The sequence below is a fragment of the Nocardia acidivorans NBRC 108247 genome, from assembly GCF_001625085.1.
Taxonomy (GTDB): Bacteria; Actinomycetota; Actinomycetes; order Mycobacteriales; family Mycobacteriaceae; genus Nocardia; species Nocardia acidivorans.
This window is the reverse complement of sequence record NZ_BDAW01000094.1, coordinates 1-10,652: the sequence shown is the minus strand read 5'-3', so window position 1 is coordinate 10,652 and position 10,652 is coordinate 1. Positions and strand designations below refer to the sequence as shown.

The following is a 10,652-nucleotide window of genomic DNA, read 5'->3' as shown; positions in this document are numbered from 1 at the left end:
CCGCCCGTGGTACTCCATCCCATGGTCGCGAGCCGCTGTCAGCGGATCACCACTCGGGCGCCGCGATACTCGACCGCGCCTGAGGTGACCTGTCGTGCTCCCACTCCTCGACATCGGTAAAGACCACGGCGGGTTCGGGTTCCGGTTCGGCGCGGTCCGGAGACTCCGGCGGCGCGGTCGAGACCACCGGCGGAGTGGGGATCATGGTCCGGATGTCCGGCATATCGGGAAAGAATTCAGACAGCGCCGGGATTCGAGATTGCTCCTCGTGCACGGCATCCAGGATCTGCTGAGCCTTGTCCTGTACCTGCGCGGCCGCATCCTGGGTGGCAGCGGTTACCGCGGCCGCGATCTCCGAATACGTGAGATCGTCTATGTCCGAGGAGAATTCAGTCTTGATCACGATGCAGTCCGCATTCACGGTGATCGTGACCCGACGACCGGCGGCGTGCGCGGTCGCGGTGAGGCGGGCGCGCTCTCGCTGAGCGCGAGCCATCGCCGACATGCCGCCCTGCACCAGCTCGACCAACTCCGCCAGTTGTTCCTTCGCTACCTCGTTCGCCACGCGGAATCCTCCCCCGCTCCTGGAACGGCGCCAACGCCGTCGTCCCGGAGCCCCGGTTGTCTATTGTCAGGAACGGAAGCTGGCGGTGTTGTTGGCTTCGGCCCTCTCGAACACGGCCGCGCCGTCACTCAAACCACCCGAATACTTCCGCAGCCGATCGACAGTGTTGGCGAGCACCTTCTCCAGTGCGGGCTTGCGTGACTCGTAGCCGTTGTCGCCCTTGGCGAAATTATGGCCGTATTCGTCATCGCCCCAGCAGCCCTCGTAGGCGGCAGCAGCCGAGTCGAGCGCCGTGCGGATGGATTCGAGGCGAGCCGCCGCATCCTCGAGACCCGTTGCCGTGGAACGCATCCCAGCCACACTGACTTCCACTTTGCCTGCCATGACAACCCCCGTTGCGACAATATGAGCAAATCCGCGTTGATCATATACGGAGCGTGGCCCGACCACCGAGGAGCGAACGGGACAGGGGTAGTACCTAATTCACTACCCCGGCCAGAATCAGCTGGTAGTACGCATTATCGAAATCGATGTCTTCCCCTGCCAATGCCCTCGCCAGCAGAGCTCGAGTCACCGTACCGGTCTCGGCCGCGGCAACAAGGGCCGTGGCCCAGGCACCGGCTTTACCCTCGGTCGATTCTGCGACGAGGTCAACCGTGGAATCACTGCTCCAAACACCCGGAATCGCAACGCTCACCGCGTCGATTGATGGGGATTCACCACCATACCAGGCCTTCCCATCCCACCAATAGCAGAAAGACAGCAGCCCATTCGCGGCACGGGAATTCAGGACCGGATCGGCAACCCAATCCGGAGCACCTCGATAGAGTTGGGGCAGCCTGGAGCCGTCGTTGTACGCAGCGTCGAGTTCTTGCGCGTTCCATACTCCGCCGGAGAGAACTGCCCTTCCGTTCGGAAGTCTGTGCAGAGTGGAGCCACTGCGCGTGGCGCTCTCGAACCATCCCAAGGCTGTCGAGATGCGTGGACCCCACGGAGATTTCGCGGCCACGAACGCCGCAGAAATCACGCCCCAGCGAGACCACATCACCGGAAAGGGCGGCAGAGACGCGCCGATCGGCGTCGCCGCTATCCCGGATGCGACGTCGGTCGACGCTTGAACACTCGCGATGCCCGGTGGTCGGGTTTGGCGCTCGTCGTGACCGATATACGCCGCGAGCCACACCGGAAGCCGCTTGCGTGGGTAGGTGCGCAGATCAGCAAGATACGCCTGAACCGGAAACAGGTGATCCCCGGGGAACGGCTCTTCACCGTAGTCGTATTCGAACCGGGCGTCGGCGACATGTGTGAGCGAAATCAGCACCCGCCACCACGGGCCGTCCGGGGATTCCGCTGACCGGTCCCGTAATTCGCGTAGCAATGGAAGTACCGCGGCCGGCGGTCGCGCGAGCACCGCCTGTTGTCCGTCGGAAATGACCACCTGCCCCGCCTCATCACTGACTGTCAATGCGAAAGCCGCATCGAGTCGTCGCCCAGCGGTCGAGAGAAGAGTCGCGAGTTCGTTCGCGATGCGATCGGTCAGATCGTTCGGGCGTTGAACCGCTTCGACAGCCGGACTCGCCCCGGCAAGTGTGAATCCTACGTCCGGTGATTCACCGGTCGGATCCTCCAGACTCACATCGGCCCCCGTATCGGAGTCGCAATCAGCACGTGGTTACCGAAAGCGTTGGCGCACAGCCGGGTGGCTCTGCGCCGATCGCTTCGGGTGTTATTCGGTGACGCCGCAGGCCGCCAGGACCAGCTCGCGCACGCGCGCCGCGTCGGCCTGGCCGCGGGTGGCCTTCATGACGTCGCCGACCACCTTGCCGGCGGCCTGGATCTTGCCGGAGCGGATCTTGTCGGCGATGGCGGGGTTGGCTTCGAGGGCCTTGTCGACTTCGGCTTGCAGGGCCGAATCGTCGCTGACCATGCCCAGGCCCTTGGCTTCGACGATGGCGGCGGGCTCGCCTTCGCCGGCGAGGACGAAGTCGACGACCTGCTTGGCGATCTTGTTGTTGATGGTTTTGGCCTCGACCAACCCTGCGACCTCCGCGACCTGCTTCGGGGTGATGGGCAGGTCTTCGAGGGCGACTTCGCGTTCCTTGGCCTTCTCGGTGAGATAGGCGACCCACCAGGAGCGGGCGGCGTCGACAGAGGCGCCGGCGTCGACAGTGGCGATGATCAGGTCGAGCGCTCCGGCGTTGACCAGGTCGCGGAAGACCTCGTCGGACAGGCCCCAGTCGGCTTGGATGCGGGCGCGGCGCAGCCAGGGGTATTCGGGGATGGTGCCGCGCAGTTCTTCAACCCAGGCGGCGTCGGGGGCGACCGGCTCGAGGTCCGGTTCGGGGAAGTAGCGGTAGTCCTCGGCGGTTTCCTTGGGGCGGCCGGCGGAGGTGGTGCCGTCGGTCTCGTGGAAGTGCCGGGTCTCCATGGTGATGGTGCCGCCGGAGGCCAGCACCGCGGCCTGCCGGCGCATTTCGTAGCGCACCGCGACCTCGACGCTCTTGAGCGAGTTCACGTTCTTGGTCTCGGTGCGGGTGCCGAATTCCTTGGCGCCCTTGGGCATCAGCGAGACATTGGCATCGCAGCGCAGCGAGCCCTGCTCCATCTTCACATCCGAGACGTCCAGGGACTTGAGCACCTCGCGCAGTGCGGTGACATAGGCGCGCGCCACCTCGGGGGCCCGCTCACCCGCACCCTCGATGGTCTTGGTGACGATCTCGATGAGCGGTACGCCCGCGCGGTTGTAGTCCAGCAGCGAATGCGAGGCGCCGTGGATGCGGCCGGTGGCGCCGCCCATATGGGTGGACTTGCCGGTGTCCTCCTCCATATGGGCGCGCTCGATCTCGACCCGGAAGATCGAGCCGTCGTCGAGCACCACGTCCAGATATCCGTTGGTCGCGATGGGCTCGTCGTACTGGCTGATCTGGTAGTTCTTCGGCTGGTCCGGGTAGAAGTAGTTCTTCCGCGCGAACCGCCCCCAGGGGGTGATGGAGCAGTTCAGCGCCAGGCCGATCCGAATGGCCGATTCGACGGCCTTCTCATTCACCACCGGCAGCGATCCGGGCAGGCCCAAACACACCGGGCACACCTGGGTATTGGGCTCCGCGCCGAATTCGGTGGGGCAGCCGCAGAACATCTTCGTCGCGGTCCCCAGCTCGACATGCACCTCCATACCCAGCACCGGCTCGTACCGGCTGATGACGTCGGTGTAGTCCATCAAGTCGACCGTGGCTGCGCTCATGGCCACCATCCTATTCAGTCGATCGCGATGGCCTCGACTATGGGCAGGCGGGCGGCCCGCAGGGCCGGTGGGATGGAGCCAAGCAGCGCCAGGATCAGGGCCACGACGGCGTAGACCAGCAGCAGCGGACCGGGTTCGTAGTGGATGTCGATGGACAGGGCATGGCCCAGCGCGACGGTCGCCAGATAGTGCACGGCGGAGCCCACGGCCAGACCCAGTGCCGCACCGGTCAATCCGATGCCGACCGCCTCGGTGAGCACGGTGCGCAACAGGAAGCGGCGGCTGGTGCCCATGGCCCGCAGCACACCCAGTTCGCGGCGGCGTTCCAGGACCGAGAGCATCAGGGTGTTCAGCAGCGCGACCGTGGCGACCAGCACGACGATCCAGAGGATCGCGGCGCTGATGGAGGTGCCCTGGCGGACGCTGCTGGAGATGGCCGTCACGGCTTGCTGCCCGGTGGCCACGTGGAAGTCGGCGGGGACGGCGGCGCGAATGGCATTGAGCACCGCGGTGTGATCGGCGCCGGGCGCGAAGTCGACGCCGATGATCGTCTCCCCGGGACGCTGGTACCACTGGCGCAGGATATTCAAGTCCAGCACCACGATTCCGGCGATGGCCGAGAAGTACGGGACCACCCGCAGCACCGTGACGTGGTGCACGCCGGTGGGCGTCGGGAGATCGAGGCCCGAGCCTTCGCTGACATCGAGGGAACGGGCCACATCCCGCGAGATGACCACGCCCTCGCCCGCTGCCATCCGGGCCAGATCTCGATCCGAGGCGCCCTCGAGCGCGGAACTGCGGGCCACACCGCCCTCATACCCCTGCAACATGACCCGGCCGCGGCCGAGAGTGGCGAAAGCCATTTGCGCCGAACCGCTTCCGCCCACGCCGGGGATGGCGGCGAGTTTCCGCTTCAGATCGGCGGGCAGAATCGGGCCGGTCGGGAACTGTTCCATGGCGGTGGCGCTGACGAAAACGTCTGTGCGGCCCAGACCTTCGAAGGTGGCGGCCGCCGCGTCGACCATATTGCGGGAGGCATTGCCCATGGCGACGGTGGCGCAGACGCCGATCATGACGGTCATGGCGGTGGCCCAGACGCGACGCGGCGCGCGTTCCAGGGTGGTCGCGCCGAGTGCCCCCGGCGCACCGAAAAGCCTTGCCACGGCGGCGATCGCGCGCACGATGGGCCCGGTCGCGGCGAAGCACAGCACCACCGAGCCGGTAATGGCCAGGGAGATGGCGGCCAGTGAGTAGCGGCCGATATCGGCATCGGCGATGACGATCGCACCGCCGACCATGATCAGGCCGAGCACCAGCGAACCCCACTTCAGCAGCGGGTTCACCGTATCGGCGGTGGAACTGCCGACCGGGGCGAGCGCCTCGATGGGCGCGACCTTGTAGACCTGCCGGGCCGCGATGGCGGCCGCGGCCACGCTGGCGATCACACAGGCGGCAATGGCCACCGGAATCGCGTAGCCGGGCACGCTGTATTCGGTACGCGCCTCGACCGATTGCAGGATGGCGGCGGGCAGTTTGTCGATGGCGGCGCGGCCCATGAAGATGCCGATGATCGATCCGCTCAGCCCGCCGAGCAGGCCGAGGATGGCGGCCTCGACCAGCAGTCCGAGCACCATCGGGCCGCGTCTGCCGCCGATGGCGCGCAGCAGCGACAGTGTCGGACGGCGTTGCGCCACAGCCATGCTCATGGCGTTGTAGATCAGAAACGAGGACACGATGAGCGCCGAGGCCGAGGAGGCCAGCGTCGAATACCGCACCAACTGAACCGATCCGCCCGCCTGCGCGGTGCGCAGATCCGGATCGGCGACCACGGCACGTCCGGAGACGACCTGGGTCAGCGCCGAACGCAGTTGGTCCACATCGGTATTCGCGGCGGGAATGATCTGCACCGAATCCAGTCGCCCGGCCCGGTCCGCGATCTTCTGCGCGACCGGCAAGAGCGCGATGACGATATGCCCGCCATTGAGCTTCTCGGCGGTCGCGTCGTCGATGACGCCCGCCACGGTGGCGTTGAGGGAGCCGAGCTGGATCTGTTCACCCTCCTTGTGCCCCAGGGCCGAACCCACCAGCACCCCGTTGGAGACGCTGAGCAGTTTGCTCGCCTGATCTCGCAGCGGCCCGCCGAGATCACTGCCCAGCGCGGAGACGGTGGCGTCCGCGCCGATCAGCAAGGCTTTTTTATCCCCCGCGCCGACGGATTCGCGCAGCATGGGCACCGCCGTCCCCACCCCGGCGGTGCCCCGAATCTGTTGCAGCAGCGCCTGATCGAAGCCCGCGTCGGTGACGCCGCTGATTTCCAGGGCGGCATTGCCGCCGAGGCCGCGGGTGAGCCGGTCCACCGATCCGGTGATGGAGCCGGAGATGCTGAAGACCGAGACCAGCAGTCCCGCGGAGACTCCCATGACCACCATGGACATGGTGGTGCGGCCGCGGTGGGCGAAGAGTTCGCCGATATTGAACAGCCGCAGCCGATCCCACATCGCCTGGATCATGCGCGCACCACGCCCGCGTCGCCGGCGGCGGCGGTCGTGCCGTCGGGGCTCACCGGGACGGTGCGCACCTCGCCGTCATCGGTGCGCTCCACCAGCTCGGTGGAGCCGATCAGCCCGTCCCGCAGCGTGATCACGCGATCGCAGTACCGCACCGCACCCATATCGTGGGTCACCATCACCACCGAATTGCCGTCCCGGGTGATATCACCGAGCAATCGCAGAATCGAGGCCCCGGTCTTGGAATCCAGGTTGCCGGTGGGCTCGTCGGCGAGAATCAGCGGCGGATCCATGATGAGCGCCCGCGCCACCGCCACCCGCTGCATCTGTCCGCCGGAGAGTTCAGCGGGCCGGTGCTCGGCCCGATCGCCCAGCCCGACCATATCCAGCAGCTCCAGCGCCCGGGGTTTTGCCTTGCGTAATCCGGTGCCGTCCAAAAGCTTCGGTATGGCCACGTTCTCCCAGGCGGAGAGAGTGGGCAGCAGATTGAAGAATTGGAAGATGAAACCGACCTGATGCCTGCGGAATTCGGATTGCCGGTCGTCGTCGAGGTCGCCGATCTCCTTGTCCCGGAATCGAATCGACCCGGTATCGGGCGAGTCGAGGGCGCCGAGCAGATGCAGCAGCGTGGATTTGCCCGATCCGGAGGGCCCGATGATGGCGGTGAACTCCCCCGGTTCGATGCGCAGGCTGATCCCGTCCAGCGCGCGCACGGACTGCCCACCGACGCGGTATTCCTTGGTGACGTCGGTCAATTCCAGCATGGTGCTTCCCCTCGTAGATCAGCGTGCGTGTCCGGCGAGACCGATGCGGCTCAGCTCGCCATGGCCCGCGGATGCGGGCGGATGTAGCGGTGGTCGGTGTCGTAGATGTCCAGGACGGCGCGCAGCGCGGGCTGTTCGGCGGCGAGTTCGAGATAGACCTCGACCGTCGATTTCCCTTCCCCCAGTGCGTGATCCAGCTTCACGCCCAGATGGTTCTCCCAGCGGTGCCGCAGCGCCAGCAGCAGGCCGTCACGACCGCCGAAGAGCCGGTCCAGCTCGGGAAGATCGTCGAACAGCCCGGTATCGGCGGGATTTCGCGCCGCGCGCTCCAGGACGGTGTGCAGGATGTCGGTTCGATCATGTAGGTCTGCCCAGCTCATGGCCCCCAACCTCTCTTGAAGGTGCTGCCTCGCGATCCGGCCGGTTCGGCGCCGGATCCGTCTGTGTTCAGACGCTACGGAGGCGGGGGTTTCCTGTCGTCGTGCCGCGGCAGCGACTTGACCTCCTACCCCGGTAGGAGCCGAGCCCCTGCCTACGAACGATGTACGCCGTCAGATTCGGCCATTAGCCTTGCAGAATGGACGTGACCGACGCCACCCCCACAGCGGCCGGGCGTGCGCTGCGGGATTTTCGGGACTGGGCGTGGGCGAGCGGAAATCGGATCCGCGAGTTCGCGCGGCACCCGGTGACCGAGTTCCGGCGCAATGCCGAGCAGTTCGGCTACCCGGCCAATATCGTCGCGTTGATCGTTATCGTGCTGCTCGCGGTCGCCACGCTCGCGGTGATCCAGCGCTGTGCGCACGGCTATTCCATCGTCGTGCCGCTGCTGGCGCTGAGCCTGGCCTACAGCAGCGGTCCGCTGTACGCCTTCTTCGGACTGGTGCCCAAACCGCTATTGATCGCGGCCTTGACCATGTCGGCGGAGGCGTTGTTCCTGTCTCAGCCGGTGCCGACCGATGCCTCGCCCTTCGTGTTGATCGCCGCGGCCGGGGAGATCGCGGCCCTGGCCCCGATGATCGCGAGCATTCCGGTGGCATTGGCCATGGTCGCCGAGTTGATGTTCTTCTCATCCATCGGTCACCTGGATATCGGCATGCCCATCTGGTTCTTCGCGGTGGCCTGCGGCTGGATGACCGGTCAGATGCTGAATTATCAGCGCCGCTACCTGTATCAGGAGCGCGAGTATCAGGAGGTGCGCGCGGTCGCGGCCGCCGATGAGGAGCGCCGCCGGATCGCGCGCGAGGTGCACGATGTGATCGCGCATTCGCTGAGCATCACGCTGTTGCACGTGACCGCGGCCCGGCACGCGCTGCAAACCGATCGCGATGTCGACGACGCCGTCGAGGCACTCACCGATGCCGAGCGCCTGGGCCGCCAGGCCATGGCTGATATCCGCCGCACGGTGGGCCTGCTGGATCAGCGGCCGACCTCGCAAGCTCCCGAACCGGGGCTGGAGGACATCGGCGATCTGGTGGCGGATTTCGTGCGCGCGGGGATGACGGTGCAGTACCGCATGGACGGCGATCCCTCGAACATCTCCGCGAGCGTCGGGCTGGCGCTGTACCGGATCAGCCAGGAATCGCTGGCGAATATCGCCAAGCACGCGCCGGGCGCACCGGCCGAGCTGCGAATCATGCTGTGCAACAAAGACATCACAGTGGAGGTGCGCAACACCCTGCCCGCCGGGGCGGCACTGCGGCCGGGTCGCGGTATGGGCATATCCGGTATGCGCCAGCGCATTTCCTTGCTGGGCGGCACCCTGAACGCCGGTCCGGACGAGGACGGCTGGCGGGTGTATGCCCGCATTCCGATGGCCGGTTCGCTGGCCTGTATGGCGGTCAGCGCAGAGGACTCGTTGCGCGGTGCGCTGCAGTCGATGGCCCGCAAACTGCACGACCGGCCGAATCCCATGGTGGCCAAGGATATTCAGGAGGACGCGCGTGACATCGCAGCCGGATGAGCAGCTCATCGGCGTACTGGTGGTGGACGATCAGGAGCTGGTGCGCGGCGGTCTGCGCCGAATCCTGCGCCGCCGTGACGGTTTCGCGGTCAGCGAATGCGCCGACGGTGACGAGGTGCCCGCCGCGATCGCCGCGAACCGGCCCGATGTGGTGCTGATGGATCTGCGGATGAAGCGCATCGGCGGTATCGAGGCGACCCGCACCCTGCGCACCCGCGCCGACGCGCCCCCGGTGCTGGTGCTCACCACCTTCGATGATGATCAATTGCTATCGGGCGCATTACGCGCGGGCGCGGCGGGATTCCTGCTCAAGGACTCCCCCGCCGAGGATCTGATCCGCGCGGTGCGCACCGTCGCCCGGGGCGGTTCCTGGCTGGATCCGTCGGTGACACCGCGGGTGCTGACCGCGTACCGGTCGGCCCGCCCCACCCCGGCTGGCGGCCGCCTGGGCGAACTCACCGTGCGCGAGGTCGAGGTGCTCGAACTGATCGCCAGAGGCCGGTTGAACTCCGAGATAGCAAGCGCGCTCGGCATCTCCGAGGTGACGGTGAAAAGCCATGTCGGACACATTTTCGGAAAGCTGGGATTACGTGATCGCGCGGCCGCGATCGTGTTCGCGTTTGACCATGGTGTAGTCGCACCGGGAGAATCCACTCTCGAGGGGTGAGCTGCGAAGAGCTTCGCATCCTCACCCGATGAGGTTGGAGGTTTGACGGGGTGGATGCACCGCCATCGCGGTCCGGAGGCAGGTTCGGGCCGTACGAGTTGCGCTCGCTGCTGGGCCGGGGCGGCATGGGTGAGGTCTACGAGGCCTACGACGCCTCCAAGGATCGTGTCGTGGCGCTCAAACTGCTACCCGTCGAACTCGCGAAAGACCCCGGCTACCAGGAACGTTTCCGCCGTGAATCGCAGGCGGCGGCGCGCCTGGCCGAGCCGCACATCATCCCGATCCACGACTGGGGTGAGATAGACGGGCAGCTGTATATCGATATGCGGCTGGTGCGCGGTCAGGATCTGCGCAGTCTGCTGGATTCGCGGGGGCCGATGACGCCGCTGCGCGCGGTCGGGATCATCGAGCAGATCGCCGCGGCGCTGGATGCCGCGCACTACTCGGGTCTCGTGCACCGGGATGTGAAACCCGCCAATATTCTTGTGACTGATGCGGATTTCGCATATCTGGCGGATTTTGGTATCGCGCGCGCCGAGGGCGACACCACCCTCACCATGGCGGGCACCGCCGTCGGCTCGTACGCCTATATGGCGCCCGAGCGTTTCGACGACTCCGGTCCGGTAACCGGCCGCGCGGATCTGTACTCGCTGGGATGCGTTCTGCACGAATGCCTTACCGGCAATCGGCCGTTCGCGGCGCAGAACATGAGCGTGCTGGTGCGCGCGCACCTGTCCGATCCGGCACCGCGGCCGAGCCTACAGCGCGCCGGGATTCCGCCCGCGCTGGACGCGGTGATGGGGCGCGCGCTGGCCAAGGATCCCAACAGCCGGTATCTGACGGCGGGCGAATTCGCCAGGGCCGCACGCACCGCGCTGGTGGGCGGTCCGGTGGGTGCGCCGCCGACCGAGTTTCTGCAGCCGGGCCGTACCGTGCCGCCCGCCGCGC

Annotated in this window: 10 protein-coding genes; 3 read left to right on the top strand and 7 right to left on the bottom strand. The window is 66.6% G+C overall.

Annotated elements, in window-relative coordinates; translation table 11 throughout:
- Nucleotides 1–46: 46 nt before the first annotated feature.
- The 7 genes from NA10_RS31500 to NA10_RS31470 form a co-directional block, all read right to left on the bottom strand.
- The gene (locus tag NA10_RS31500; protein ID WP_084515555.1) at nucleotides 47–565 is read right to left on the bottom strand and encodes a YbaB/EbfC family nucleoid-associated protein; all 519 of its coding nucleotides are present in this window, start codon (nucleotides 563–565) and stop codon (nucleotides 47–49) included.
- Between the two features lie 66 nt (nucleotides 566–631).
- The gene (locus tag NA10_RS31495; protein ID WP_067574346.1) at nucleotides 632–949 is read right to left on the bottom strand and encodes a WXG100 family type VII secretion target; all 318 of its coding nucleotides are present in this window, start codon (nucleotides 947–949) and stop codon (nucleotides 632–634) included.
- A gap of 94 nt (nucleotides 950–1,043) precedes the next feature.
- Entirely contained in the window at nucleotides 1,044–2,201 is a 1,158-nt protein-coding gene (locus tag NA10_RS31490) for a hypothetical protein (RefSeq protein WP_067574345.1), read from the bottom strand.
- Between the two features lie 90 nt (nucleotides 2,202–2,291).
- The gene (gatB, locus tag NA10_RS31485; RefSeq protein WP_067574366.1) at nucleotides 2,292–3,806 is read right to left on the bottom strand and encodes an Asp-tRNA(Asn)/Glu-tRNA(Gln) amidotransferase subunit GatB; all 1,515 of its coding nucleotides are present in this window, start codon (nucleotides 3,804–3,806) and stop codon (nucleotides 2,292–2,294) included.
- A gap of 14 nt (nucleotides 3,807–3,820) precedes the next feature.
- A complete protein-coding gene (locus NA10_RS31480; protein ID WP_067574344.1) occupies nucleotides 3,821–6,316 on the bottom strand; it encodes an ABC transporter permease in 2,496 nt (831 codons plus the stop codon).
- Nucleotides 6,313–7,077: an ABC transporter ATP-binding protein gene (locus tag NA10_RS31475; protein WP_067574343.1), complete on the bottom strand. Its 765-nt coding sequence runs from the start codon at nucleotides 7,075–7,077 to the stop codon at nucleotides 6,313–6,315. The genes NA10_RS31480 and NA10_RS31475 overlap by 4 nt, the downstream gene beginning before the upstream one ends.
- A gap of 50 nt (nucleotides 7,078–7,127) precedes the next feature.
- Nucleotides 7,128–7,457 carry a hypothetical protein gene (locus tag NA10_RS31470; RefSeq protein WP_067574342.1) on the bottom strand — a complete coding sequence of 110 codons (330 nt, stop codon included), beginning with the start codon at nucleotides 7,455–7,457 and terminating at the stop codon, nucleotides 7,128–7,130.
- A 197-nt stretch (nucleotides 7,458–7,654) separates the two neighbouring features.
- On the opposite strand from NA10_RS31470, the gene NA10_RS38990 reads away from it, so the two are divergent.
- From NA10_RS38990 to NA10_RS31455, 3 genes are all read left to right on the top strand, one after another.
- Complete coding sequence (locus NA10_RS38990) at nucleotides 7,655–9,037, top strand: sensor histidine kinase (protein WP_067574341.1); 1,383 nt, start codon at nucleotides 7,655–7,657, stop codon at nucleotides 9,035–9,037.
- Nucleotides 9,018–9,704 carry a response regulator transcription factor gene (locus tag NA10_RS31460; protein ID WP_245678086.1) on the top strand — a complete coding sequence of 229 codons (687 nt, stop codon included), beginning with the start codon at nucleotides 9,018–9,020 and terminating at the stop codon, nucleotides 9,702–9,704. The genes NA10_RS38990 and NA10_RS31460 overlap by 20 nt, the downstream gene beginning before the upstream one ends.
- A gap of 50 nt (nucleotides 9,705–9,754) precedes the next feature.
- On the top strand, nucleotides 9,755–10,652 hold an 898-nt coding region (locus tag NA10_RS31455), incomplete at its 3' end, for a serine/threonine-protein kinase (protein ID WP_157556865.1).